Here is a 25257-nt window from a genome sequence, read left to right as displayed (position 1 = left end):
TATCCTGATTCAGACAATTAAAATTTAATCATTCAACAAACAACCTATAATGTCAGCATCCGTTTTTATACGGATAATCCTGCATATATAATTAAAACCTAGCAAAATTAAATCAGTAGTGATACTGATACACAAAGTAGTGACAATGATGTTTTAATATTAATAATATTGGATTTCTATTAGGAGCAATAAGTTTATGAGTTGGGAAGATGTTACAGATAAAGTCGTAGACAAGGTTATTGAAAAAGGTGTAGAAGAGGGTTTGGGTGTTAAAGATTTTAAAACAGTAAAAGCTGTTGCGGAAACTGGTATGGCTGCTGGTGCTGCTGTCAGTGCGGCTACAGGGTTAACTGTTGCTGCAACTTCAGGCGCAGGAATCACTTCAGGTTTAGCTGCGGCTGGTAGTGTTGGTAGGAAAGTGTACGTGAAATTGAACTTATTTGTTGAGTGTTGGTGTAACTGTATTTTATAATATTCAAATATTCACAGACAATTACAATTTCAGCATCCCACCAACAACTTACAAATCACAATCCTGTAAATCCTAAAATCCTGGATATCCTGATTCAGACAATTAAAATTTAATCATTCAACAAACAACCTATAATGTCAGCATCCGTTTTTATACGGATAATCCTGCATATATAATTAAAACCTAGCAAAATTAAATCAGTAGTGATACTGATACACAAAGTAGTGACAATGATGTTTTAATATTAATAATATTGGATTTCTATTAGGAGCAATAAGTTTATGAGTTGGGAAGATGTTACAGATAAAGTCGTAGACAAGGTTATTGAAAAAGGTGTAGAAGAGGGTTTGGGTGTTAAAGATTTTAAAACAGTAAAAGCTGTTGCGGAAACTGGTAATGGCCGCCGCTCCTGCGGTATTAGCTGCTGGTCCTGCTTATGCTGGTGCAAAAATTATGAATGAAACTCTGTTTAAAGATCAACCAGATTTGTGTCAAGAAGAACGTGATGCTCGTTCTGCTGCAAGAACCGCTACAAATATTGGGGCTGTTGCTGGTGTAGCTGGTGCTGGTGCTGTAACAGTAGCGGCTGGTGCTTCTGGTGCTGCAATTATGAGTACCCTTGCAGGTATCGGTGGTCTTGTTGGTGGAGGTGCAATTGCTGGTACTGCTATAGTTGCTGCTGCGCCTGTTGCTGTTGCTGGTGCTATTGGATACGGAATCTACAAACTTTTTGGCGGCGGTAAAGAATAGTATTTATCTATTTCTCCAATGTAGTATTTGGCTGCATTGGAGTAAATAGAATTTGTTAAACTATGTAATTATTTAGGAAAAAATGTCTCATTTATCATTTGATATTAATCAATATGCTATTCAATTAATTCGAGATTCTAATGTAGAGCATCCCATTGGTACTGGATTCTGCTTTCTTCGTCCTGATTGGATAGCAACTGCAAAACACGTTGTTTTAGTGGATGGAGTACCAAGGCGAAATCTGAAAGTTGTATTTACAGATGGTCTTTCTCGTAGTGCTGAAGTCTACGCTTGGCATCCTGAAATTGACATAGCGATTCTTCGACTACTTGATCCAGGTCTATGTAAAATACCTTTATTTCCAGCATACATTCGTTTTACTGGACAACAAGGGCTTATTTCCGCTGGTTATAAGCCTTCATGTAGTCAAAAAGATGAGAGATTATTCCAAATTGTTGTCAATTGTGTTGAAACTTGGGAGATTGAGCATCGTTCTCGAATAAATTCTGAGGAAGAGATAATTATATTCCCTTCTGATATTGAACAGGGTCACTCTGGAGGTCCTCTCTTTGGACAAGGAGGAGGTGTTGTAGGGATTGTAATCGAAATATTTGAGCAAGAAGGAAAATCTTATGCTCGTGGTACATCAATTCTTTCTTTGCTTGACGGGATTGAGATACAACGAGATTGGCAGAATGATATTATTAATTCATAATTTTGACTAAATCATACTCGCTTTGTAATTTAGAGTTAGTAGGGTGCGTTAGCGCCAGCGTAACGCACCTTATCCCACAATGAAAACGGTGCGTTACATTTCATTAACGCACCCTACCATTAATTAACTATAAGCCTCCATCGGTAAACAAGAACAAACGAAATTCCTATCCCCAAAAGCAGCGTCTATCCTCCCCACACTTGGCCAGAACTTATATTCCTTATTCCAAAGTGCAGGATAAGCAGCTTGTTCACGAGAATAGGGATGATTCCACTCACCAATAATCAAACTTTCCGCAGTGTGAGGCGCATTTTTCAAAAGATTATCTTCAATGTCCATTTTACCAGATTCAATTGCGGCAACTTCCTCACGAATCGCAATCAAAGCATCACAAAAACGATCTAATTCCTGTTTAGATTCACTTTCCGTTGGTTCTACCATAATTGTCCCAGCAACAGGCCAAGAAACAGTAGGTGCATGAAAACCATAATCCATTAACCGCTTCGCAACATCATCAATTTCAATCTGCGCTGATTTCTTCAAACTTCGCAAATCTAAAATACATTCATGTGCCACTAAACCATTTTTTCCCTGATACAAAACCGGATAATATGACTCTAATTTCTTAGCGATGTAATTAGCATTCAAAATGGCGATTTTGGTTGCTTCCGTCAACCCATCTGCACCCATCATGATAATATACATCCAAGAAATCACTAGGATACTTGCACTACCCCAAGGTGCAGCCGAAACCGCACCCAAATCACCACCCATTCTCACAACAGAATGTCCTGGTAAAAAGGGGACAAGGTGGGAAGCGACACCAATGGGACCCATACCGGGACCACCACCACCATGAGGAATACAGAAAGTTTTGTGTAAGTTCAAATGACAGACATCTGCACCAATATCACCAGGACGACAAATACCTACTTGGGCATTCATATTAGCCCCGTCCATGTAAACTTGTCCACCGTGACTATGAATCACCGCACAAATTTCTTGAATTGCTTCTTCAAATACCCCATGAGTTGATGGATATGTCACCATTAAAGCTGCTAATTCATGACTATGTTTTTCAGCTTTGGCTTTTAAATCATCAACATCAATATTACCTTGATCATCACAAGCAACTCCCACAACTTTCATCCCACACATTACCGCACTTGCGGGATTTGTACCATGTGCAGATTGTGGAATTAAACAAATATTTCTGTGTCCTTCTCCGCGACTTTGATGATATTCATGAATTACCAAAAGTCCCGCATATTCACCTTGCGAACCTGCATTTGGTTGTAAAGAAATTCCTGCAAAACCTGTAATTTCTCCTAACCATGCTTCTAGTTGTTGGAAGAGGATTTGATAACCTCTAGTTTGGGAAATTGGCGCAAAAGGATGGATTTTGCCAAATTCTGCCCAAGTTACCGGAATCATTTCTGAAGTTGCGTTTAACTTCATTGTGCAAGAACCCAAAGGAATCATTGAAGTTGTTAATGATAAATCCTTGCTTTCTAGTTGATGTAAATAACGTAATAACTCAGTTTCTGAATGATAACGATTAAAAACTGGATGGGTGAGATATTTACTTTGACGTGATAATTGAGAATTAGAAATTGGTAATTCTTCTACAGTAAAAGGTAATTGATCTTTCAATGCGAAAATTTGCCAAAGTTCGATTAAATCTTCTGGTGTGGTTGTTTCGTCTAAAGAAATACCTACAGTTGAATTATCAAAAATTCTCAAATTGATATTTCTCTCATTTGCAGCGTCGAGAATTGCTTCTAATTTGGTATTTCCTAATTCTACCCGCAAGGTATCAAAGAAGTTTTCTGAACCGATTTTGTAACCTAGCTTTTTCAGTCCACTTGCTAAAGTTGCGGTTAATTGATGGATATTTTGGGCTATTCCTCTCAGTCCATCTGGTCCATGATACACTGCATACATACTCGCCATTACTGCCAATAAAACCTGCGCTGTACAAATATTACTGGTGGCTTTATCTCTGCGGATGTGCTGTTCACGGGTTTGCAAAGCTAAACGGTATGCAGGTTTACCATGAATATCTTTTGATACCCCCACAATTCGCCCTGGAACGAGCCGTTTATACTCTTCTTTCGTGGCAAAATAAGCAGCGTGTGGTCCCCCAAAGCCCAAGGGAATACCGAACCGCTGTGTGCTACCTACTGCTATATCAGCCCCTAATTCGCCGGGGGGTGTAAGTAATGTTAAACTTAAAGGATCTGCGGCTACAGTCACCAATGCACCCTGAGCATGGGACTTTTCTATAAAATTACGGTAGTCGTAAATCGTACCATCACTAGCGGGATACTGAAGAATTGCCCCAAAAATCGGTTCTGCAAAATCAAATGTTTGATGATCTGCGATAATGATATTTATCCCCAGAGGTTTGGCTCTAGTTTGCAATACATCAATGGTTTGGGGATGACATTCACTAGACACAAAATAGTTATGGGATTTATTTTTGCAGACTCCATAACTCATGCTCATAGCTTCTGCTGCTGCTGTCGCTTCATCAAGCAAAGAAGCGTTAGCAATTTCTAAACCTGTTAAATCAATAATCATGGTTTGGAAATTTAGCAATGCTTCCAAACGTCCTTGGGCAATTTCTGGCTGATAAGGGGTGTAAGCTGTATACCAACCGGGATTTTCTAAGATGTTGCGTTGAATGACTGCGGGGGTAATACAGTCATAATAGCCCATGCCGATAAATGAGCGATAAACTTGATTTTTATCGGCTATTTGTTTTAATTTGGCTAGTGCAGCATATTCGCTTTGCGCTGCTGGTAATTGTAGAGTTTGATGAAAACGAATTGCTTGTGGTACTGTTTGATCAATTAGGGCATCTAGGCTAGAAAACCCTAATAGTTCTAGCATTTGCTGAATATCATCAGTGTTAATGCCGATATGTCTTTGTGTAAAGTTACTCAATTTCTGACTATTTGTAGCCAAAATCTTGTTATCACTAGGTTGAGTACGAGGGGGATTATATACCACAAATTGCTCTCCAAAGACTTCTATATTAATATATTGTAATGATTAGCCTGTGGCTTGGCTATACAGGTAATATGAAGTCCGGTTAAAATGGCGATGATTACTCCGCAGCAGGTTGAAGCAATGATTAAGGCAGATGTGAACCTGCATATCGGTGAACCCATTCAAGTTACAGATTACATGAATGGAAGTTTAAAAAAAGGTGCTAAACGTCTCACAGCAGATTTAACAAATAAGTTACAACAATTAAGTCATCAAGAATCAGAAATTTCCTCTAGAAACTTTGCAGAAATGTCCAATTCTTAAATAGGGCTTGCTGATAGCGCAGCGTGGCGTTAGGCATATAAATGTAAAACCTAGATAGCTCAAGGGATTCAGGGGTAAAAAAGTTAAGTTGGTGCAAGGAATAGACATTTTACCCATCAAAAACTTATCACTTTTCCGCCAAAGCAACTATTCAAAAGCTGCTTCTAATTCTTCCTCCTGACTCCTGACTCCTGACTCCTGACTCCTGACTCCTAACCCTAACGGAAAGACTTTTTCAGCAAGCCCTAAATATTTATAGGGAACCGCAGGGGGGACGCGGTGATCAGCAATTACATCACTTCCCGGTGTTATGAGGTACAATAACCCCACCCCCAACCCCCTAAGAGCAAGCGATGAGGGGACTATGATGTATTTCATTCAAGTGCATACCGCTATAAAACTCCCTTCTAACTTTACATTAATCAGAAAATCTATTTTTTGACGATTAGTATCAAATCTCATCAATAATAGACATCTTGGAAAATTATTGCGATTCGCATTTTAATTTTTGGGTTTTGATAATTTCTCTTTGGGGTTTTCAGCCCCTTTTATGATAAAAAAATAAACATTGCAACTTTCTTTCTTTAGTCACTTTCAACAGCAGAGGTTTTTAGTCCAGTTGCGGCTGGAGTTGATACCGCCGATTCTACCTTGCCATTGCTATTTGGGCTATTTTCTTCCTGCTTTTTCTCTTGTACTACTTGGGTTGCATACACTTCTACATCTCGCTGAATAATCTCTTCTATTTGTGTAGCAAAAACAGTAAATGCTTGATCATGAGTGGGATAATTCCCATAAACGCCTGTCAATTGAAAGAATTGCCAACCTTGGGTTTTCAAAGATTCTACGGTGCGGCGATAGTGTCGCCAGCGTTCTCCGTAATGGAAGAACTCCTCAATAGCAGCGCTAATTGCGACAACTTGACTGAGTCCAAAAGTTGACCAAACAAGAGTATCTCTAACTTTAGAATTGTTAATATTCAGACTTACCAAAGCTGGAAGAACTACACCGCCAACAATTGTCATTAACCGCAAGCAGTAATATCGGTTCCGGGCTTTACCTGCTTGTGCTTCCATCCACAATACTTGATCTAACCAGCGGGAAGATAAAAAGCGTTTTTGTAAATCTTGCAGTTGTAATGCTTCAAATATATTGGCAAAGTCTTGTTTTAAAAATTCACGATATGGGTCTTTTTTTGCCATGATTCACTCCTCAATTAGAAAGTAAATTAGTAATTATATTAGTTAGCTCTTGCCAACCCGCGTCTAAATCAATAGTTTGCAACTTCCCAGATGCGGCTAAGTCTTTGGCTCGTTCATCAGTAGGCTCTCCGCGCAATGCTGAAGCCAGCTTATTTGCAGTTCTGCCGCTACCATCAATCGCCATCACTAACCGGCCAGCAGTGACGCTATTCACAGCATCAACAAAGGTAATTTCTCCTCCGTTAATCAGCACTGTCACCGAAGGTGCGCCCCCACCTAAAACAGTTGCTACCTCCATAAGCCAAGGTGATTCATCACCCCAATTGTTGCCTGGAATCAACACAAAATGAGTATGATGGGGTTCTAGAGGTGAAGCATCTTCATCTGAGGTAGTGGTTTGAGCGGGTAGTACGACTTTACCAATGGGAGCTACACCAATCAACGGAAACTCACCATTGATTTGGCTACGGGCATAACCCATCAGACGCATCACGCCCGCATCTGTACCCCCATCTACCACATAGGCTCCTAAAGCTTGGGCAATTGGAGCTAATACTTTGACAAACAGGCTTTGAATACGCAGAAAATCAGCTTCACTAATCTGGCTTGCACCTCCGACTACCACCAAAATGGGATGGGAACCACTTAGCCCTATTTGCTGAAGTGCGATCGCTAGTTCTTCTAAATCAGATACCCTAACTAACGCTGCTGTTTGCCCTTCATTGAAAGTTAGCCTTAAAGAATCTTCCATCTATCGGAATTTATATTTAGAAAGTTACCAGCGATATTACTCATAGCAAAATAAGTATACTCTCAAATCTTCACTCTAATTACTTCACATATATTTTATAGTATTTTAACTACTATTTAAGTAATTACTCGATAAATTTAATTAAATTCCTATACAATGAGTACAGCGGGGAAGATTAAGTAAAAATGACTTCTGTACTAGTTTTTGCGCCGCTAGTCAACCCTTTGTATAGTTAACTTGGATTATCTCCTCTATCTTTAGAAGTATTACGAAAATATACAGTAATTTAGGACTTTTTCTGTGAGTACTGTACCGTAGTAACTGTATTATTTTTCGCAGATTCAATCTAAATTAACAAACTAGTATATAACTTCACTCAGGTTTCACCGTGAATCCAACCAAGAAATTTACTCAGCTTCCATCTGGGTTATTCATAGCAAAGGGAACAATAACCTCAATAGTTATAGCAAATACGCTTAGTAGTTATGCTGCTTTGGCACAAATTATACCTGATGCCAGCTTGGGAACTGAAAACTCCCGTCAGACTACAGGAAACATTAAAGGCAGTTCTGCGGATTTAATAACAGGTGGCGCACAACGGGGAAGCAGCCTCTTTCACAGCTTTTCAGAATTTAACGTCAACAATGGGCAACGAGTATATTTTTCCAACCCCACAGGTATAGCTAACATCTTCAGTCGCGTCACTGGTAATAACGTTTCTAATATTTTGGGAACCTTGGGAGTAAATGGAACTGCAAATCTGTATTTACTCAATCCCAAAGGAATTATTTTTGGTAAAAATGCCCAGTTAGATATCCAAGGTGCATTTTTCACAACTACAGCTAATAGTTTTACATTTTCTGATGGGAGTAAGTTTAGTGCCACTAATCCCCAAATGCCATTATTGACAATGAGTGTACCTTCCGGGGTGCAGTTTGGTTCGCAACCGGGAAATATTAGCAGTGAAGGGAATTTATCAGTAGGAAAAGATTTAACTCTCAGTGCTAGAAATCTCAAGTTACAGGGAAAATTAAAAGCACGTGGAGATTTAACCTTAGAAGCAAAGGATATGATTTCTTTAAATGGGGGTATTGTCGAAACAAGGATTGCTGGAAAGATTGGCAACGTGGGAACTATCAAAATTACAACCCGCAATCTCTCTGTCACTAATGGTGGTTATATTAATAACACCACTTATGGAAAAGGAAATGCAGGAGATATTCTTATAGAAGCCAGTGATACGATTTCATTTGATGGTGCTGGTATACAAAATGGAGAATTAAAACCAAGCGGACTGTTCAATACAGTAGCAGAAAAAGCAGTGGGTAACGGCGGAAATGTGAAAATCACAACCCATAATCTCTCTGTCACCAACGGCGCTGTAATTAATAGCAGCACTTATGGAAAAGGAAATGCAGGAGATATTCTTATAGAAGCCAATGATACAGTCTCCTTTAAGGGTCTTAGCATCAATGATGAATTTGGTCTATTAAATGAAGTGCGAGAAGGAGCAGTGGGTAAGGGCGGAAATGTAAACATCAAAACCCGCAACCTCTTTGTCACTAATTATGCTCAAATCAGCGCTAGTACCTCTGGTCAAGGAAATGCAGGGAATATTATCATAAAAGCCAGTGATACAGCCTCCTTTGATACTGGCTTTTTACTCAATGCAGTAGCGGAAAAAGCAGTGGGTAATGGCGGTATCATAGACATTACAGCTACCGATATTTCCCTGAAAAGTCAAGGATTGATTTCTAATGCTGTCATCGCTGGCGGCAAAGGGGATGGTGGTAGCATAAACATCAAAACTGGTAGCCTTTCTCTTATTGATGGCGCTCGTATTGATGCGAGTATGGCAGGAACAGGCAACGACGTAGGTGACATTTTTATTCAAGCAGATAACATTCTACTACAGGGTCTTCCCAATCAAGACATCAGCAATAATACAGGCATTTTTACTGTAATTCAGCAAGGGGGCAAATTGAGTTCCCCAAAAGAGTCAGGAAGTATTACTCTGAAAACAGATAAGCTAATAATTAAGGATAATGCTGTCTTGTCTGTGGATACCTATGGAGAAGGCAATGCAGGTGATGTCATAGTTGATGCAAAACAAATTGAGTTAAGTAAGGGGGGACGAATTATCAGTGTTGTCAGGGAAAATGGCCAAGGAAATGGGGGAAATATCACAGTTAAGACTGATAATCTTACGGCTATAAATGAAGGACGGGTATCTGCAAGTAGCCTGAGTATAGGTAATGCCGGTAATATCACAATTAAAGCGAAAGATGCTCTGACATTACAAACACTAGGGCGCATTTCCAGTTCGGTGAGACAAAATGGCAAAGGAAAGGCAGGCGAGATTCACATCACTAGCCCCAACATTAATTTAAGTAGCAGGGCGCTCATAGAAGTTAATAACCAAAACACCGATCAAAGTAGTTCTGCGGGGACTATGACTCTGGAAACTAATTTCCTCAAACTAGACAACGCATCTATCACCGCCAAAAATGCCAGTGGTAATGGTGGTGACATAGAGATCACTACACAGAATTTACTTCTGCGTCGAAATAGTCAAATTTCCAGCACAGCAGGGTCAGAAAATAATATCGGTAATGGTGGCAAAATCAGTATAAATGCTAAAAATGGTTATGTAATTGCCGTCCCCACAGAAAACAGCGATATTATTGCCAATGCCTTTAGTGGTAATGGTGGCAAGATTAATATTAGTGCCATTCGGGTGCTAGGATTGGAAACAAGAGGAAGATTGAATACAGACCAATTGCAAGGAATTCGTAGTAATGGGACTAATGATATTAGTGCTAGTTCCGATGTTGGTACAGATGGTAATGTAGTCATTCAAACTTTAAGTATTGATCCTAGTCAAGGACTCGTAGCAATACCGATAAACTTAATAGACCCATCGAGATTAATTGCTCAAGGTTGTAATTCTAATCACAGTAATGTTGCTCAGAGTCAAAATGAATTTGTCGTGACTGGACGCGGAGGAATACCACCCAGTCCCGATGATGCTTTGACTGTTGGGGCATTACCAGCAAAGTGGGTAACAAGACAAAAAGGTGATAGGGGGATATTACCCATACAGATAAAACCCGCTACGGCTCCTTTAGTAGAAGCTCAGGGTATGGTACGTAATGCTAATGGTGATATAGATTTAATTGCTCAACCTGTAATTTCTACTGATTTTCAGTCTGGGTTGTCTAGCAAATTATGTGGGGTTGCTGAAAAGGAAAATAAATTATGAATTGTCGCCGTGTAGCATCTAGGCAAAAAACTCTAGAAATAACAAAAAAACCTCGTGTATTTGTCTATTGGCGCGAGATGTTCGCACTACTGACGATAATTATTCCTGGTTTCCATCCAGAACCTTTATTAGCCCAAATACCTCCAGAAGCTAAACCACCTTCGAGACAAACTCTGCCAGAAGCCCAACCGCTGCCAGTATTACCACATCCAGACCAATTGTTGCCAATTCCATTTCTAACGCCCACTCAGCCCGGAATTACTCCAGATACACTATCTACAACATTGGTAGTAGAACGGTTTGAGTTTATGGGAAATACGGTCTTTAGTGCTGAAGAACTGACGAAAATAACTGCTGCCTTTACGCAACGTCAAATTACCTTTACGGAACTGCTGCAAGTCCGTTCAGAGATCACGAAACTATATGAAAATAAAGGCTATATCACCTCTGGGGCAATTATTCCCCCTCAAACTATCAAAGCTGGAGTAGTGGTGGTGCAGTTGGTAGAAGGGAGTTTAGAGAAGATTAATGTTACAGGTACAAGTCGCCTCAATCAGAGCTATATTAGCGATCGCCTTTCCCTAGCTGCTGGTAAACCATTTTCACTCAATCGCCTCTTGGTAGGATTGCAACTATTACAACTCGACCCGCTAATTAAAAATATATCTGCGGATTTACAAGCTGGCATCCGTCCAGGCACAAATATTTTAGAAGTTAAAGTTACTGAAGCCGATTCTCTGCATACTCAACTTTCCCTAGATAATGAACGCAGTCCTAGTGTCGGGAGTTTCCGACGGCGCATTAATATCAATGAAGCCAACTTGTTAGGAATGGGAGACGGTTTCAATATCGGTTATACCAATACAGATGGTAGTAACGGCATAGATATTAGTTATAGTTTGCCAGTCAATGCCCGCAACGGTAAAGTAATTTTTAACTATGGTGCAACTGGAAATAGTGTCATAGAACGCCCTTTTAATACCTTAGATATTACCTCTCAGTCCCGCTTTTATGAGTTAACTTTTCGTCAACCACTGGTGCAAACTCCTAACCAAGAATTGGCTTTAGGACTAACAGCCAGCCGGCAAATGAGTCAAACATTTTTGGGAATTGACAACATCGGCGGATTTCCCCTAGGAATTGGTGCAGATAACAATGGTAAAACGAAGATTTCTGCACTACGATTTTTTAAAGAATGGAGTCAACGTAGTAGTCAACAAGTTTTAACAGCCCGTTCTCAATTTAGTTTAGGATTGGGTATTTTCGATGCCACTATTAATAATAATGAACCAGATAGTCGCTTTTTTAGCTGGAGAGGACAAGGACAATGGCTGCGTCAATTAGCCCCAGATACCATATTTTTAATGCAAACAGATTTGCAATTAGCAAATAAGCAGCTTTTGGGACTAGAACAATTTGGTCTTGGTGGACAAAAAACTTTGCGTGGATATCGTCAAGATAGTTTATTAACAGATAATGGTTTCTTCGCATCTACAGAAATAAGATTACCAATTTTGCGAATTCCTCAAGTACAAGGACTTTTACAAATAGCACCTTTTTTTGATGTAGGAACTGGCTGGAATAATGGTGGCGTAAATCCTAATCCTAACACTTTATTAGGTACAGGTATGGGGCTAATATGGCGACAGGGTAGTAAATTTAATGCCCGTTTAGATTGGGGTATTCCTTTAACATCAAATAATTCCCAAAAGGAAACATGGCAAGAAAACGGTTTATATTTTTCTATTACCTATAATCCATAAATTAAAAATGAACTTATTCATCTTCCGTTTTTTATTACCATTGCCACGTCTCTTCCGCTATGGAATTTTAGCTTTAATCATAGTTATAATTTGTATATTTACTTCACCAGTAATCGCTAAAAATACTCCTGAGCAAGTCATTAATAGCCAGGAAAGCCAGGCAAAAATTCTATATACAGAAGGCAGATTTGTAGAATCAACAACTCTGTTAAAACAAGCTTTAGAAATTTATCAAAATAATGGAGATCAAGTAGGAAAAGCAGTCGTTTTAATTAATTTATCTCTGAATTATCAGCAAACTGGAGAAATTGAACAGGCTAATAAAACCATTGACCAAGCTATAAATATTCTCCAAAAAACTCCCGATTCCTCACAATATTTACCTACTTGGGCGCAAGCTTGGGATGTTAAAGGTAGTCTGCAATTGGCACAGGGTAAGGCAGAAGATGCAGTGTTATCTTGGCAACAAGCCGAATCTGTTTATCAAAAATTAGGAGATAATAATCAAGCAATTCTGATGGGCATTAACCAGGGTCAAGCATTACAGAATTTAGGATTATATCGAAGGGCAAATTCTACTTTCCAAAAGTTAGCAGCAACCTTGCAAAATCAACCAGATTCACTGACTAAAGCTATTAATCTTCGTAATTTAGGCGGCGCTCTCCGTGTATTAGGTAATTTGAAAGAAGCAAAATTAAAATTAGAAGAAAGTCTCAAAATAGCCCAAAAACTACAATCACCAGAAACTATTGCTACGGCTTATCTGAGTTTAGGTAATATTGCCAGTGCTGAAGCAAATGTAAAAACTGCCCAAAGAAATATTCAAGAAGCAACAGAAAAAAAATTAGCAGCAATTGATTTTTACCAGAAAGTAGAAGTTAATCAAACTCCAATCCAAATTCAAATTAGAGCAAAAATTAATCGGTTGCGACTGTTGATAGAAATAGAAAAATTCACAGAAGCTGAATTACTTTATCCCCAAATCAAAAATCTAATTTCTCAATTATCTCTTGGTCGTGCGGGGATATATGCTCAAGTTAACTTTGCTCAAAGTTTGATAAAATTAAATGAAAAAAGGCAAATACCCGGAAATTTACAAACGATTGCTCAGATATTAGCTGTAGCTCGTCAGCAAGCAGAACAAATTCAAGATGTGCGATCGCAATCTTTTGTTTTGGGTAATCTAGGACATATCTATGAATTAACACAACAGTGGGCAATCGCTCAAGACCTAACTCAAAAAGCCCTGAATTTATCACAGTCGATTCAAGCCCAAGATATCACCTACCGTTGGCAATGGCAAATAGGACGTATTCTTTGTCAAGGTAAAAGCAAATGCTATCAACAAGGAGATATTAATGGTGCGATCGCTACATATACTGAAGCATTCAAGACTCTGCAAAGTCTTCGGGGAGATTTAATTGCTAGTAGTGCAGATGTGCAGTATTCATTTCGGGAAAGTGTCGAGCCTGTATATCGTCGCTTAGTAGATTTACTGCTACAGTTCCCCCAACCAAGTCAAAATAACCTCCAACAAGCCCGTCAGGTATTAGAAACACTACAAGTAGCACAATTGCAGAACTTTTTGCAACAAGCTTGTCAAGACAACAAGTTACAACTAGACAAAGTAATCGACTCTAAAGACCAAACAGCCGCAGTTATCTATTCCATTATTTTGGACGATCGCTTAGAAGTAATCCTCAAGCAGCCCAATAATCAAGACTTGTATCACTATCCTCCCATTGAGTTATCCAAAACAGAAATTGAGGATACTTTGAACCAATTTTATAGCAATCTCCAAGACACTGGTACTTATGAGGAAGTAAAACAGGATGGTCAAAAGGTCTACAATTGGCTAATTCAACCAGTGCAAAAACTGTTAGAGCAAAGCCAGATCAAAACTCTGATTTTTGTCTTAGATGGTTCTTTACGAAAAATCCCTATGGCCACCCTCTACGATGGAGAGAAATACCTCGTAGAGAAATATGCTGTCTCCTTAGCTTTAGGTTTACAAGTGCGTGACCCAATTCCGTTAAAACGTTCAGAAATCAAGGTCTTAGCAGCTAGTTTGACTGAGCCACCCCAGAGCGTTCCTGGCTTTTCTCGATTAGAAAATGTTGCCAAAGAAGTAGAAGAAATTAAAAAGACAGGTATAGCCATCTCCACAATTTCTGAAGGAGAATTTACTACTCAAAACTTCAACAAAGAACTCAATGCTGCTCAATTTGATATTGTACATTTAGCCACTCACGGTTATTTTGGTGCTGACCGAGAGAATACCTTTGTGGTAACTGCCGATGGTAAGTTGAAGATAGATGATTTTGATAAATTATTCCGTACTCAAAGGCAAAGCCCCATTCATAGCATTGAACTGTTATTTCTGAGTGCTTGTCAAACTGCTACAGGCAATGACCAAGAAGTGATGGGTATTGCCGGAACCACAGTACAAGCAGGAGCTAGTAGTGCGATCGCTAGTTTATGGGATTTAGACGATGAAGCAGGTATGGAATTCACCAAAGAATTTTATCAGTACTTAGGAAAATTCAACGTCAACAGAGCCGAAGCACTTCGTTTGGCACAGATGGCTTTACTAAAAAATCAAAACTACGAACATCCTCGTTATTGGGGCCCCTACGTCCTCGTAGGTAGTTGGCTTTAACCCTGAGAGTGTCAAGTCACTTCTCTACGAGACGCTGCGCGAACGCTCCAATTAAAAATTAAAAATTAAAAATTATTAATTAAAAATTGCAATCAGTGGGGGCTTGTACCAAATTTTTTTTAATCTAAAATTCCTGGTCAAAGAATTTATATGTCAAGAATTGTTGCAGCAGTTTGGTAAAAGCGGTGATTAAATCAACTACCTCAACTTGTTTCTCTATGATGGAGAAAAGCAAAAGCCTCTGAACATAAGAGCAGGATAACTATGGCTGTGAATCATCGCCAGAAAATCATCATACTGTGGACAGTCTTTTTGCTAGGCATTCTGTTTCATACCCAGCTTGGTTTAATGCCACTGTTTCACAACCAAAACATTGCTACTTCTGACACTCATGGAACAGCAAGTATTGCCTGGATTATGTGGTTAATGCTGGGATTTTTTGCTGTGCCTATGATGATGATGATTGCTACTCTCTTCAGCGACTCAAACCGTTATCGAAAGCTTCAGTTTGGCGTTACAGTTTTCTATTCAGTGATGAATTTTTTCCATCTAGTTGCTGATTTGTTGGTAAAACCTATCGCTTGGTATCAAATCGCTTTGATGATTTTTTTATTTATGATTGGTCTTTTACTCAATTTGGTTTCTTTTCAATGGATGAAAGAACAGGCAAATGGCAAATTAACACGGGAGCATCAGATGAATTGATCAATGGGTAGGCAATATCCCTTTGATTCTACCTATTAAAGTTGCTGTTGTTTATTTCCCGCGTTACAACTACCATCAACACAATAAACAGATTCATAAGTATCACGTTTACCGAATAGAGTATAACGATTATCGCGGATTTGTTCATAGAATTTATCCCCCAGCCATTTCATACCAGGTAAACCACGATAAATATCTACAAAACCCGCAGTAGGTAACAAACGTCCAATTTCTTCAATTGCGTTGCTACCCTGCCAACGTTGTGAAAGATTATCATCAATTAAAATCATTCCTTGCTCACAATCTTGGGCAGTAATTCCCCATTTAGCTAATGTTTGCTCATCTTGCATGGGAACATAATTAAATAGTTTTCCCTGGTCAATAGTTTCTAATAAACGCACTGAATTAACACAAAGATTACACTGTCCATCATAAATTACGTAGTATTTCATAAAACCTCTAAGAATCGATAAATTGTTAACATAAGTAAAATATAGCAATCCGATTTGATTTGTAAATCTACTTATTTAGGCAGAGAACAGGGAATAGGGAATAGGGAAGAAAGTAGATGTATGCCTCGTCATGATTAGAAATGCGTGTGGAGTCCTCCTTGAGGGGTTTTTGAAACCAACCCCCACCGATTGGGTTAAATCGGCTTGTATTTTGTAGTGGTTTTCTCTAATCACTCCACCAGATTTGCACAATTACTTTGTAATGTATCTACAACCCTATTAACTCGGCTAACAACGAAATCCCCCCAGTGTAAAATACTAGAGGGATTTTCAATATGCAGATGTATCTCCCCAATGTGGGAATGGCTATATTAAAAACTTGCGTAGTAAATGATACTCATAGACTCCAGAACATATTGTGTGTAGTCCATCTTTTCTTTGACTTAAGTGTCTATACGCTCTATATTAGACAATAGATATAACATAATCAGTATTTTTACCACTCAGACGTTAAATGAAAGGCTTTCAGGATGCATTTATTTCCTATGGCAGAGCAGATAGCAAAGCCTTTGCTACTAAACTCCATAATAGACTCAGAGAACAAAAACTAGAAATTTGGTTTGACCAAAATGATATTCCTCTGGGTGTTGATTTCCAGAAGCAAATCGATGATGGGATAGAAACTTCAGATAATTTTCTCTTTATCATTGCCCCGCACTCGATTAACTCACCCTACTGTGGTAAGGAAATCGACTTAGCAATCAAGCGCAATAAACGTATTATTCCCATACTGCACGTAGAGGAAATTACGGAAGAAATTTGGCAGCAACGTCATCCTGGCAAAGAAGCCAGCGAGTGGGAAACTTACAAAGCCAAGGGATTGCATTCCAGTTTCCCCAATATGCACCCAGCTATTGGCAAAATTAACTGGGTATATTTCCGTGAAGGTATAGATGACTTTGAGCAATCCTTTGCGGGACTCGTAGATTTACTTGCTCGTCATCAAGAATATGTGCGTCAACACACCTACCTTTTAGCCAAAGCCTTAGAGTGGGAACGGGAGCAACAACAGTCACCTTACCTGTTAATTGGCGATGAACGCGCCAAAGCAGAAAACTGGCTGAAAATTAAGTTCAAAAATGAACAACCGCCCTGTGAACCAACAGATTTACATTGTGCGTTCATTTGTCAGAGTACCAAGAATGCCAACAACTTGATGACTCAGGTGTTTCTCTCCTACTCAGAAAAAGAACGGGAGTTCATGGAGAAGATTGCCCAAATCTTAATGCGAGACAGCTTCACCGTCTGGACAAATAAAACAGACATTCAATCAGGTACAGATTTTGAAGAAGCAATTTATCGAGGCATTGAGGAAGCAGATAATGTGGTTTTTCTTATGTCTGCGGCATCTTTGCAATCAGCATATTGCCAGATGGAGATTTCCCATGCTTTATCTGTAAAAAAGCGAATTATTCCCCTGTTGATTGAAACAGTAGACCCAGAGCAGATTCCTGTTGAACTACGTACCTTACAGTTTATCGACTTTACAGACCAAACTGGGAAAGGATCTGCCTGTACTGATAAGCTAATTAATGTCCTGCATCAGGATGCTGCTTACTACGAACAGCATAAAACTTTATTGGCAAAAGCACTTAAGTGGGAACGGCAAAAGCGTAATCCCAACGTTCTGTTACGAGGACACAATCTTCGTAATGCAGAAGCATGGTTAAAGGTAGCTAAACAAAAAACCCAACATCCCTCTCTACCTATCCAAGAAGAATATATTGCTGAAAGTCTCAAGCTGCCACCAAATGCGGTTTTAGATGTATTTATTTCCTACTCCCGTGCTGATTCAGAATTTGCCCGCAAGCTTAACGATACACTGCAAATTCAAAACAAAACGACTTGGTTTGACCAGGAAAGCATCGCCTCTGGTACTAACTTTGAGCAAGAAATTTACCAAGGAATTGAAAGTGCTAATAATTACCTATTCATTATTTCCCCCAACTCACTCAACTCATCTTACTGTGCTACGGAGGTGGAATATGCAATGAACTTGAATAAACGGATTGTTACCGTTTTGCATCGAGAAGTTGATTCTGCGACTCTTCATCCTGGATTAGCCAAAGTGCAGTGGATTGATTTCCGTAAGCATGGTGGAGACTTTCTGACTAACTTTGGAGAACTCACCAGAACCTTAGACACAGACCCAGATTATGTGCGATCGCACACCCGGCTTTTATTAAGAGCCAAGGAATGGGAACAGCAGAAACGTGACGATAGCTTTTTGCTGCGGGGTAAAGATTTGGCAGCCTCAGAAGCATGGCTAAAGCAATCTCAACAGAAAGAACCTTCCCCCACCAACCTCCAATTAGAATATCTGGCTGCTAGTCGCGCTCTTCCCTATCGCAAAATTAAACTCCGCAGTGTCTTATTGACTAGTTTTGCTGCCACCATTTTCATCTTCATCGCTCGGTTTCTGGGACTCACCCAATCATTAGAATTGGCAACCTATGACCAATTAATGCGATTACGTCCCAATGAACCCCAAGACGAGCGGTTTCTCATGGTCGATGTTGACCCCGCAAGCCTGGACAAATTAAACGAAATCCCTAAATATCGAGGTGGTAGTGGTTCCATCGCTGATCCAGTTTTGGACGATTTGCTCCAAGTTCTATCCAAATCCCAAGCTGGTGTGATTGGCTTAGATTTTATTCGCAATTATCCTGCCGAAGGTAGCCTCAAGCAACGATTACAGCAAACTAATAACTTTATCGCCCTTTGTAAAAATAGTTATAAAAATGAGCGCAATGAAGAAATTCCTGGTTTTAAGAGTCCTCCAGAAGTGCCATTAGCCAGAGTTGGATACGGTGATTTAGTAGATGATGATGCTAAAGGTGGTCGTTTCGTCCGTCGTCACTACCTGATGCAAGAGCCAGATCCTAAATATTGCAACTCACAGGAAGCATTCAGCTTAGTAATTACCCGCCGTTATCTAGAAGCACAGGGTCAGCAGTATCTTTCTCCCCAAGATATCAAGACTAAAGAATATGTGCAGGATATGCAGTTTGGTAAAACTTTAATTCCCCAACTTCTAGGCAAAGGTAGCGGTTATCAGAGTACGGGTGAGCAGTTACACGGCTATCAAACGATGCTCAAATATCGTGTCCATCAGAGTGACCCTAATAATTTTGCTCCCAGAGTCAATATTTTAGATGTCCTCGAAAACAAAGTTTTGGCTGAAAAAATCAAAAATCGGATTATCCTCATTGGTTTTACAGATAGGCAAGCTCGACAAGCTGATTACTGGAATACACCCTATGGAGATGTAGCAGGTATAACCTTACATGGGCAGATGATTAGTCAAATTCTCAGTGCCACCTTAGATAATCGCCCACTGATTTGGTGGTGGTCTACAGGCTACGAAACACTGTGGATGTTTAGCTGGGCTGTTGTAGGTGGTGTCGTCTGTTGGCGACTTAACCGCACGTCACATATAGCCATAGCTGTAGTCGGTTCCGTTGCCTGTATTTATACAGTTTGCTATGTTATTTTTCTCTATCAAAGCGGCTGGATTCCCCTAATTCCGCCAGCCCTAACATTAATTGCTACTGGTGCTGGCGTAGTTTATTTAACTTATCGCCTACGTCATGCTTAAACAAATCCAAAGGTTATTAACTATGAAACACAAAAAATTATCTCTTTTACGGCAGACTCTTTTAATCTGCACATTGACATCTGTATTTTCTGGAACTTTGCTGACTCCTATTTTTACTCCACAGGTGCAAGCAGAGTCACTTCTTGACCGCTTTGGCGCTTTGTTTAATAATAAAAGACCTGGAGGTGCTGCTTCTGGACGCTCACGCGCTGGAGCAACACGATCTGGGGGGAATGACTCAAAATGCTCCCAGCAATATAGTCCACCCTTGATGGCTTTAGTCCCAGAAAGCAACGAGGGTACAACTACCAAAGAATATCCTGACTTGTTGTTGTATATACCTTTTGGTAGTAGTTCCCAGTCTTCTACAGCCACATTTAGATTGCTTGATGAACAGAAAAAGTCTGTGTTAAAAAAACCGATCAAGCTCACCCTACCTGAAAAGAAAGGTATTGTCCGTTTTAGTCTACCAGCAACTGAAAAACCTTTGCTAGTTGGGCAAAGATATCGTTGGTACTTCAACGTTACTTGTGTGAGTGAGAAGGGTACACAAAGCAGAGTCTCTGTTGATGGTTGGATCAAACGAGTTGAAGCAGACTCTAAACTAGTGGCGCAACTAAAGCAAGTTCCAGCCAAAGACCAGTATGTTCCCTACGCTGAAAATAAAATCTGGCATGAAACAGTCACTCAACTGGCTGAACAGCGCTCTGTTCATAAGCAAGATTGGAATCAACTTCTATCCCTGTTTGGTTTAGAAGAATTCGCTGATGCTCCCATTGCTGAACTCAATCCAGTAAAGAATGTTAGTTTGATACCAACACCTTTTTAATTTTTGATAGGAATGCGATCTTGCAGGGATGAGGGGGAAAAAAGGGTTTTCTTGTGCTGACAAACCTCCCCGCGTCCCCCTGTCCCCGCATCTCCCCGTCTCCGCTCACAGTAGTGATAATTGCTCATTAGGCGGTTTAAATCCCATGTGCTTATATGCTGCTGTTGTGGCGACTCTACCGCGAGGAGTACGGCTTAAATAGCCAATTTGCATTAAATATGGTTCATAAACTTCTTCAATAGTTTGGGTGTCTTCTCCAGTCGCAGCAGCAATGGTTTCTAATCCTACTGGACCACCATTAAAGTTTTCAATGATTACAGTTAACATTTTTCTATCTGTCCAATCTAAACCACAAGGGTCTACTTGAAATAGTTGCAATGCTTCAGATGCAACGGTTTCTGTAATTTCTCCTGATAATTTAACTTCAGCATAATCACGTACTCGTTTCAGTAATCTATTCGCGATTCTGGGAGTTCCTCGTGAACGTTTGGCAATTTCGTTAGCACCATCTAAATTGACCGGAGTTTGTAATAACTCAGCAGTGCGGAGGACAATTTGACTGAGTTCGTCAACTTCATAAAATCGCAGTTTTTGAATTAAGCCAAAGCGATCGCGCAAAGGTGATGTTAGCGCACCGACACGGGTTGTTGCTCCCACCAAAGTAAACTTAACCAGAGGTATACTTCTAATCCTAGCGCCAGAACCCTTGCCGACAGTAATATCTAAGCGATAATCTTCCATTGCTGGATAGAGAATTTCTTCTGTCATCCGCGAAAGCCGATGAATTTCATCGATAAACAGCACATCTCCGGCTTTAAGATTCACCAGTAACCCGACTATATCCCGTGGACGTTCTAAAGCAGGGGCGCTGGTAATTTTGCAATTTACCCCCATTTCTGATGCTAAAATCATCGCCATTGTGGTTTTACCCAATCCTGGCGGACCATATAGCAATAGGTGATCCAGTACTTCAGCCCTAGACTTAGCAGCTTTAATGGCAATATCTAAAACATCTTTTAAGTCTTTTTGGCCAATGTAATCAGCAAATCGCTGGGGTCGAATACTCTCTTCTTGCTTCCCTTCTTCATCAATAGCTGCTTCTGAGAGCAAAAGATTCTCTTCTGAAGGGGCCTGATTTTGCCCAGAACGTGCTTTTGCTGACTCCCGCTGCTGCTTTGGTTGTCCGTTGGGTTCTTGTCCGCTTTTTTTCGAGGAGATGATCGCCATAATTCAGCTATTGGGGATTTGAGATTTTGGATTTTCGATAGGAGATGGGAACCATTACTTCCTCATATCGTATCGGCTCAAAAATTTTCGGTTAGAAATACGCAAGGCAATTTAGAATTTAAATTCCGGCAATTACCTGGAGAACGAAAGTCATTATGTTATCTAAAAGAATTTTACCTTGCTTGGATGTCAAGGCGGGACGGGTTGTTAAAGGAGTTAACTTTATTGATCTTAAGGATGCCGGTGATCCCGTAGAACTGGCCAAGGTTTATAACGAAGCTGGTGCTGATGAGTTAGTGTTTCTGGATATTACGGCGACTCATGAAGACCGGGATACGATTATTGATGTAGTTTACCGAACTGCTGAACAGGTCTTTATTCCCTTAACTGTGGGTGGTGGTATCCAAACCTTAGAAAATGTTAAAGGTTTGTTACGAGCAGGTGCTGACAAGGTTAGTATTAATTCTGCGGCAGTCCGCAACCCAGATTTGATCAATCGTGCCAGCGATCGCTTTGGTAATCAATGCATAGTTGTTGCTATTGATGCTAGGCGCAGAGTTGACCCCACTAATCCTGGTTGGGATGTGTACGTTCGTGGTGGCCGAGAAAATACGGGTAAAGATGCCTTACTGTGGGCGCAGGAAGTTGTAAAACGGGGGGCAGGTGAATTGTTGGTTACGAGTATGGATGCCGATGGCACTCAAGCCGGTTATGACCTGGACTTAACGCGAGCGATCGCTCAAGCTGTAGAAGTTCCCGTTATTGCTTCTGGTGGTGCTGGCAATTGTGAACACATCCATGAGGCTTTGACAGCAGGTCAAGCCGAAGCAGCATTATTGGCATCTCTGTTACATTTTGGCCAATTAAGCGTCGCCCAAATCAAACATTATTTACGCGATCGCTCTGTTTCCGTAAGATTATCTTAATCAGAAAACTAATAGGAATCAACCACATCTACCCCAGGTTAGACACAGTTTACCAAAAGAGTGTTAATATAAATTTACAAGTATGAAGTAATATTAAGAAATATGTTGATTCCTATTTTAATTTTTGATGTAGCGCTGGTAGCCTGGTCGCTACACCTCATGGAAAAGGCTGTTGAACACAAAGAATTTTCTTTAATGTTGGCTGGTACATTAGTTGCCGTAGCGGCTGCGGCTATGTTAGTAGTGTATTTTCTCATGGGGCATTGTATGAGCTATTTGCTGCAAGTTTCTTAACCAGTGCTGAGGATGATAAATAAAATTTCACATTTAATCAATAAAGACTTGACAAAATACTAATCATTAAGGCATTATAAAGAGTGCAATTAACGGGGTTATAGCTCAGTTGGTAGAGCGCTTGAATGGCATTCAAGAGGTCAGGGGTTCGATTCCCCTTAGCTCCATTAGAGGATGTTTGCAAAGTCTAAATTAATACTAGCCTCAGCGATTAGAAAGATGCCTCCGGCACGCTACGCGAACGCGGCTACACAGACAAAACCCACCTACGTGGGTTTGAAACCCCTAATTTTTGGTTAGTCCACGTTAGCGTAGCGTTCCGAAGGAATAGGTGGACTTCGTTTGTGTAGTAGCGAATTATATTCGCCTAATACTTTTAAAACATCCTCTTAGAGAAACAATTAATTAGTGTATCCAATATTTCCCCTCCCCACTGTTCGCGGAGGGGAAACTTAAAAGCATGGAATTCTATTTACATCCTAAAGACTCACGAGTGTCTACACCAGTTTTAGAGTTGACACCACTGGCTTTTGTACAGAGTTTTTTCACCTGTGTCATGTCTAAAATGGCATTGCTGAAATCAGCACCAGTGATATCAATATCATCAAAAGTTGAACGTAGCATCATCGCATCTGTAAATACCGCATCACTAAAATTAGAGTTTTTGAACCTTGATAGATAAGCAATACCTTGACTAAAATCGACTCCATGCAGATTTACACCCTCTAACAACGCACCGTTAAACACCGCACCCCGTAAATCAGCATTGCTAAAGTTAGTATTCTCTAACTTCACACTAGTAAACTCAGTCCCGACTAAACTTTGACCAGAATAGTCCTTTCCAGCGTCTCCCTTGTTAATCAGAGAACCAGTAACACTAGAAGAACTTGCGGCTTGTGCTGAGAGGGGAAACACAAACAGCACCACAGCTAAAACAAAACCGGCGAATATTTGCCAATACTTCATCATCTTTACTTAATAAATCTCAACAATTGCACTATTAATTATTAAACAGTACTAAGGAAGGAGTGGAGAAAGTCTGCTAAATTAGAAACCATCTCGTAGGATAGATAGATGTTGAGGTGCAATCGCACGCAGAACTAACTACCTGTGACTAATCAAGAAAGTATCACCCAATCTCTAGCGCGAACCCCTTTATATTCAACGGGTGTAGAACTCAAAGCCCGCTTTACTAGCTTTGGTGGCTGGGAAATGCCCGTACAATATAGCGGTATTACCCAAGAACACCAAGCTGTCAGAAACACCGCTGGGATGTTCGATATTTCCCACATGGGCAAATTTACCCTCCAAGGGAAAAACCTGATCTCTCAGCTGCAAAATTTAGTTCCCTCAGATTTGAGTCGTCTGCAATCAGGCCAAGCACAATACACAGTATTGTTAAATCCCCAAGGCGGAATTATTGACGATATCATTATTTACTACCAAGGTATAGATAACACTGGTATTGAAAAGTTAGTAATTATCGTCAATGCCTCAACTACTGATAAAGACAAAAGCTGGATCTTGAAACATCTGGATACTGATACAATTGAATTTCAAGACCTCTCACGGGATAAAGTCTTAATTGCAGTTCAGGGGCCAACAGCTACTAAGCAACTTCAATCTTTAGTGACAGCGGACTTATCTCCAATTAAAGCCTTTGGGCATTTAGAAACAACCATCTTTGGAGAACCTGCATTCCTAGCCCGCACAGGCTACACAGGTGAAGATGGCTTTGAAGTCATGGTCGATCCTGAAGTAGGGATAAAATTGTGGCAAAGTCTATATAATATTGGTATCGTACCCTGTGGGCTTGGTTGTCGAGATACCCTCCGTCTCGAAGCAGCAATGGCGCTTTATGGGCAAGATATCGACGATACCACCACACCCTTAGAAGCTGGTTTGGGATGGTTAGTCCATTTAGATACCAAAGGCAATTTTATTGGGCGTACTGTTTTAGAACAGCAAAAAACTGAGGGAGTGCAGCGTAAACTTGTAGGTTTACAAACCCAAGCCCGCAACATCGCCCGTCACGGCTACCCAGTATTATCATCAGGGCAAGTAGTAGGAGAAGTATCTAGTGGTACTCTCTCACCCACACTAGGCTATCCCATAGCCTTAGCTTACGTTCCCACCCAGTTAGCAACTGTCAAACAGCAACTAGAAGTGGAAATTCGCGGTAAAGCTTATCCTATAGTAGTTGTGAAACGTCCATTTTATCGCTCAAAAAATCGTCTCACTAACTGATAACCTTTGCTGTTTTTGAGGAATAAT

Annotated in this window: 20 protein-coding genes, 1 tRNA gene and 1 pseudogene; 15 read left to right on the top strand and 7 right to left on the bottom strand. The window is 40.1% G+C overall.

All coding sequences use genetic code 11. The annotated features are described in order from the left end of the window. Positions 1-196: 196 nt before the first annotated feature. The 4 genes from A9Y75_RS15010 to A9Y75_RS15000 all read left to right on the top strand — a co-directional run bounded on the left by A9Y75_RS15010 (position 197) and on the right by A9Y75_RS15000 (position 1937). The gene (locus A9Y75_RS15010) at positions 197-472 is read left to right on the top strand and encodes a hypothetical protein (RefSeq protein ID WP_071190356.1); all 276 of its coding nucleotides are present in this window, start codon (positions 197-199) and stop codon (positions 470-472) included. A gap of 281 nt (positions 473-753) precedes the next feature. Continuing rightward, entirely contained in the window at positions 754-933 is a 180-nt protein-coding gene (locus tag A9Y75_RS29115) for a hypothetical protein (RefSeq protein WP_143046424.1), read from the top strand. Next, complete coding sequence (locus A9Y75_RS29110) at positions 926-1222, top strand: hypothetical protein (RefSeq protein WP_201788418.1); 297 nt, start codon at positions 926-928, stop codon at positions 1220-1222. The genes A9Y75_RS29115 and A9Y75_RS29110 overlap by 8 nt, the downstream gene beginning before the upstream one ends. A gap of 82 nt (positions 1223-1304) precedes the next feature. Then, positions 1305-1937: a serine protease gene (locus tag A9Y75_RS15000; RefSeq protein WP_071190355.1), complete on the top strand. Its 633-nt coding sequence runs from the start codon at positions 1305-1307 to the stop codon at positions 1935-1937. Positions 1938-2060: 123 nt separating this feature from the next. Here the strand turns inward: A9Y75_RS15000 and gcvP are convergent, their stop codons facing one another. Beyond that, positions 2061-4952, bottom strand: coding sequence for an aminomethyl-transferring glycine dehydrogenase (gene gcvP / locus A9Y75_RS14995; RefSeq protein WP_071190354.1), 2892 nt, complete (start codon positions 4950-4952; stop codon positions 2061-2063). A gap of 132 nt (positions 4953-5084) precedes the next feature. Here gcvP and A9Y75_RS14990 point away from each other — a divergent pair. Next, positions 5085-5255, top strand: a pseudogene (locus A9Y75_RS14990) (1-acyl-sn-glycerol-3-phosphate acyltransferase); the annotation flags it as partial. Between the two features lie 147 nt (positions 5256-5402). On the opposite strand, the gene A9Y75_RS14985 reads toward A9Y75_RS14990, so the two are convergent. The 3 genes from A9Y75_RS14985 to A9Y75_RS14975 form a co-directional block, all read right to left on the bottom strand. Beyond that, positions 5403-5576 (bottom strand): hypothetical protein, encoded by a 174-nt coding sequence (locus A9Y75_RS14985; RefSeq protein ID WP_236721419.1) that lies wholly within the window; start codon positions 5574-5576, stop codon positions 5403-5405. A 263-nt stretch (positions 5577-5839) separates the two neighbouring features. After that, positions 5840-6457: a DUF4231 domain-containing protein gene (locus A9Y75_RS14980; protein WP_071190351.1), complete on the bottom strand. Its 618-nt coding sequence runs from the start codon at positions 6455-6457 to the stop codon at positions 5840-5842. A gap of 10 nt (positions 6458-6467) precedes the next feature. Next, positions 6468-7208, bottom strand: coding sequence for a hypothetical protein (locus A9Y75_RS14975; protein ID WP_071190350.1), 741 nt, complete (start codon positions 7206-7208; stop codon positions 6468-6470). A 388-nt stretch (positions 7209-7596) separates the two neighbouring features. Between A9Y75_RS14975 and A9Y75_RS14970 the strand changes: the two genes are divergently transcribed. The 4 genes from A9Y75_RS14970 to A9Y75_RS14955 all read left to right on the top strand — a co-directional run bounded on the left by A9Y75_RS14970 (position 7597) and on the right by A9Y75_RS14955 (position 15597). Next, entirely contained in the window at positions 7597-10470 is a 2874-nt protein-coding gene (locus tag A9Y75_RS14970) for a filamentous hemagglutinin N-terminal domain-containing protein (protein WP_071190349.1), read from the top strand. Beyond that, a complete protein-coding gene (locus A9Y75_RS14965) occupies positions 10467-12233 on the top strand; it encodes a ShlB/FhaC/HecB family hemolysin secretion/activation protein (protein ID WP_071190348.1) in 1767 nt (588 codons plus the stop codon). Before A9Y75_RS14970 ends, A9Y75_RS14965 begins: the two co-directional genes overlap by 4 nt. Before the next feature lie 7 nt (positions 12234-12240). Continuing rightward, on the top strand, positions 12241-14892 hold the full coding sequence (locus A9Y75_RS14960; protein WP_083389622.1) for a CHAT domain-containing protein: 2652 nt from the start codon (positions 12241-12243) through the stop codon (positions 14890-14892). 264 nt (positions 14893-15156) lie between these two features. Then, positions 15157-15597: a hypothetical protein gene (locus A9Y75_RS14955; RefSeq protein WP_071190347.1), complete on the top strand. Its 441-nt coding sequence runs from the start codon at positions 15157-15159 to the stop codon at positions 15595-15597. Between the two features lie 35 nt (positions 15598-15632). Here the strand turns inward: A9Y75_RS14955 and A9Y75_RS14950 are convergent, their stop codons facing one another. Then, positions 15633-16049 carry a DCC1-like thiol-disulfide oxidoreductase family protein gene (locus A9Y75_RS14950; RefSeq protein ID WP_071190346.1) on the bottom strand — a complete coding sequence of 139 codons (417 nt, stop codon included), beginning with the start codon at positions 16047-16049 and terminating at the stop codon, positions 15633-15635. A 514-nt stretch (positions 16050-16563) separates the two neighbouring features. On the opposite strand from A9Y75_RS14950, the gene A9Y75_RS14945 reads away from it, so the two are divergent. Together A9Y75_RS14945 and A9Y75_RS14940 are read left to right on the top strand one after the other, a co-directional pair. Continuing rightward, on the top strand, positions 16564-19707 hold the full coding sequence (locus tag A9Y75_RS14945; RefSeq protein ID WP_071190345.1) for a TIR domain-containing protein: 3144 nt from the start codon (positions 16564-16566) through the stop codon (positions 19705-19707). 22 nt (positions 19708-19729) lie between these two features. Then, positions 19730-20536, top strand: coding sequence for a DUF928 domain-containing protein (locus A9Y75_RS14940; RefSeq protein ID WP_071190577.1), 807 nt, complete (start codon positions 19730-19732; stop codon positions 20534-20536). 105 nt (positions 20537-20641) lie between these two features. Here A9Y75_RS14940 and ruvB read toward each other — a convergent pair whose 3' ends face one another. Beyond that, on the bottom strand, positions 20642-21763 hold the full coding sequence (ruvB, locus tag A9Y75_RS14935) for a Holliday junction branch migration DNA helicase RuvB (RefSeq protein ID WP_071190344.1): 1122 nt from the start codon (positions 21761-21763) through the stop codon (positions 20642-20644). Between the two features lie 155 nt (positions 21764-21918). Here ruvB and hisF point away from each other — a divergent pair, with 155 nt between their 5' ends. The 3 genes from hisF (at position 21919) to A9Y75_RS14920 (ending at position 23150) form a co-directional block, all read left to right on the top strand. Continuing rightward, positions 21919-22689 (top strand): imidazole glycerol phosphate synthase subunit HisF, encoded by a 771-nt coding sequence (gene hisF / locus A9Y75_RS14930; protein WP_071190343.1) that lies wholly within the window; start codon positions 21919-21921, stop codon positions 22687-22689. 102 nt (positions 22690-22791) lie between these two features. Next, positions 22792-22983, top strand: a complete 192-nt coding sequence (locus A9Y75_RS14925) for a hypothetical protein (RefSeq protein ID WP_071190342.1) — start codon at positions 22792-22794, stop codon at positions 22981-22983. 94 nt (positions 22984-23077) lie between these two features. Then, positions 23078-23150: transfer RNA gene (locus A9Y75_RS14920), tRNA-Ala, on the top strand. Between the two features lie 301 nt (positions 23151-23451). Here A9Y75_RS14920 and A9Y75_RS14915 read toward each other — a convergent pair. Next, positions 23452-23949: a pentapeptide repeat-containing protein gene (locus A9Y75_RS14915; protein ID WP_071190341.1), complete on the bottom strand. Its 498-nt coding sequence runs from the start codon at positions 23947-23949 to the stop codon at positions 23452-23454. Positions 23950-24093: 144 nt separating this feature from the next. Between A9Y75_RS14915 and gcvT the strand changes: the two genes are divergently transcribed. Next, positions 24094-25230, top strand: a complete 1137-nt coding sequence (gene gcvT, locus A9Y75_RS14910; protein WP_071190340.1) for a glycine cleavage system aminomethyltransferase GcvT — start codon at positions 24094-24096, stop codon at positions 25228-25230. Positions 25231-25257: the final 27 nt, after the last annotated feature.

Source organism: Trichormus sp. NMC-1 (assembly GCF_001858025.1).
GTDB lineage: Bacteria > Cyanobacteriota > Cyanobacteriia > Cyanobacteriales > Nostocaceae > Anabaena.
This window is presented reverse-complemented; position numbering and strand designations above follow the sequence as displayed.

What these genes read in the sequence shown, in the direction of transcription:
- A9Y75_RS15010 (WP_071190356.1), top strand. Translation starts at nt 197, where the DNA reads ATGAGTTGGGAAGATGTTACAGATAAAGTCGTAGACAAGGTTATTGAA.
- A9Y75_RS29115 (WP_143046424.1), top strand. Translation starts at nt 754, where the DNA reads ATGAGTTGGGAAGATGTTACAGATAAAGTCGTAGACAAGGTTATTGAA.
- A9Y75_RS29110 (WP_201788418.1), top strand. Translation starts at nt 926, where the DNA reads ATGAATGAAACTCTGTTTAAAGATCAACCAGATTTGTGTCAAGAAGAA.
- A9Y75_RS15000 (WP_071190355.1), top strand. Translation starts at nt 1,305, where the DNA reads ATGTCTCATTTATCATTTGATATTAATCAATATGCTATTCAATTAATT.
- A9Y75_RS14980 (WP_071190351.1), bottom strand. Translation starts at nt 6,457, where the DNA reads ATGGCAAAAAAAGACCCATATCGTGAATTTTTAAAACAAGACTTTGCC.
- A9Y75_RS14975 (WP_071190350.1), bottom strand. Translation starts at nt 7,208, where the DNA reads ATGGAAGATTCTTTAAGGCTAACTTTCAATGAAGGGCAAACAGCAGCG.
- A9Y75_RS14965 (WP_071190348.1), top strand. Translation starts at nt 10,467, where the DNA reads ATGAATTGTCGCCGTGTAGCATCTAGGCAAAAAACTCTAGAAATAACA.
- A9Y75_RS14960 (WP_083389622.1), top strand. Translation starts at nt 12,241, where the DNA reads ATGAACTTATTCATCTTCCGTTTTTTATTACCATTGCCACGTCTCTTC.
- A9Y75_RS14955 (WP_071190347.1), top strand. Translation starts at nt 15,157, where the DNA reads ATGGCTGTGAATCATCGCCAGAAAATCATCATACTGTGGACAGTCTTT.
- A9Y75_RS14950 (WP_071190346.1), bottom strand. Translation starts at nt 16,049, where the DNA reads ATGAAATACTACGTAATTTATGATGGACAGTGTAATCTTTGTGTTAAT.
- A9Y75_RS14945 (WP_071190345.1), top strand. Translation starts at nt 16,564, where the DNA reads ATGAAAGGCTTTCAGGATGCATTTATTTCCTATGGCAGAGCAGATAGC.
- A9Y75_RS14940 (WP_071190577.1), top strand. Translation starts at nt 19,730, where the DNA reads ATGAAACACAAAAAATTATCTCTTTTACGGCAGACTCTTTTAATCTGC.
- ruvB (WP_071190344.1), bottom strand. Translation starts at nt 21,763, where the DNA reads ATGGCGATCATCTCCTCGAAAAAAAGCGGACAAGAACCCAACGGACAA.
- hisF (WP_071190343.1), top strand. Translation starts at nt 21,919, where the DNA reads ATGTTATCTAAAAGAATTTTACCTTGCTTGGATGTCAAGGCGGGACGG.
- A9Y75_RS14925 (WP_071190342.1), top strand. Translation starts at nt 22,792, where the DNA reads ATGTTGATTCCTATTTTAATTTTTGATGTAGCGCTGGTAGCCTGGTCG.
- A9Y75_RS14915 (WP_071190341.1), bottom strand. Translation starts at nt 23,949, where the DNA reads ATGAAGTATTGGCAAATATTCGCCGGTTTTGTTTTAGCTGTGGTGCTG.